2 pseudogenes are annotated in these 750 nt (G+C 72.1%); one reads left to right on the top strand and one right to left on the bottom strand.

The annotated features are described in order from the left end of the window. A pseudogene (locus EOA38_RS38015) lies at positions 1-521 on the bottom strand (ATP-dependent helicase HrpB); the annotation flags it as partial. Between EOA38_RS38015 and EOA38_RS38010 the strand changes: the two are divergent. After that, a pseudogene (locus EOA38_RS38010) lies at positions 514-750 on the top strand (hypothetical protein); the annotation flags it as partial. The pseudogenes EOA38_RS38015 and EOA38_RS38010 sit on opposite strands and share 8 nt — an antisense overlap.

Here is a 750-nt window from a genome sequence, read left to right as displayed (position 1 = left end):
AAAGAGGCGTCGCCGGCGAGGAAGGGCAGCAACCAGTCGTCGAGGCGGTCGAGCAGCGCCTGGTCCGAGACATCGGGCCAAGGTGCGCCGAGGCCGCGATTGAGCCAGCCCAGCCGCTGGCGCAGCGTCTCTCCCTCCTTGCCCCAGTCGAGCAGTGACAGGCCGTGCTCGCGCAGCGCATCGAGGATGGCGCGGTCGGCGTCCGCGCCCGAAGGCGCCGGCAGCATGCGCTCGGAAAGCGTGATGGCGCCAAGCCGCGCGGTCTCGCGCACGCGCACGGCACGCCGTTCGCGATCGAAGCTGGCTTCTCGTTTCGTCTCGATTCGGTCGGCGAGCGCGGCACGGATATCGGCCTCGTCGACGGGCGCGGCGGCGGTGATGCGGGCGTTCTGCGCCTTGCCCTGCAGGTCGGCGACGACCAGCCAGGTCCCGCCGGCCAACGGATCGGCGGCATCGACCGTCGCGCCGGAACCATTGGCGAGCACGAAGCGGCCGCGCTCGCCGCGCGCCCTGGCGATGCGCAAATTGGCGCTGCCGGTGCGGCTGGCGCATATGGTGGCTGAAGCGGCAAAGGCTGGGCAGGCGCTCGAAGCGGCGACGCTTGCCGTGCTGCTCACCGAGCGCGGGCTGGGCGGCGACAGCGCCGACCTGGAGCGGCGGCTGATGCGCTTTCGCACCGAAAAATCGCCGCGCGCCAACGCTGCCCGACAGCTCGCCGAGCGCCTGGCCAAACCCTCCCCCTCGAGGGGA

This window comes from Mesorhizobium sp. M1E.F.Ca.ET.041.01.1.1, assembly GCF_003997355.1.
Taxonomy (GTDB): domain Bacteria; phylum Pseudomonadota; class Alphaproteobacteria; order Rhizobiales; family Rhizobiaceae; genus Mesorhizobium.
This window is presented reverse-complemented; position numbering and strand designations above follow the sequence as displayed.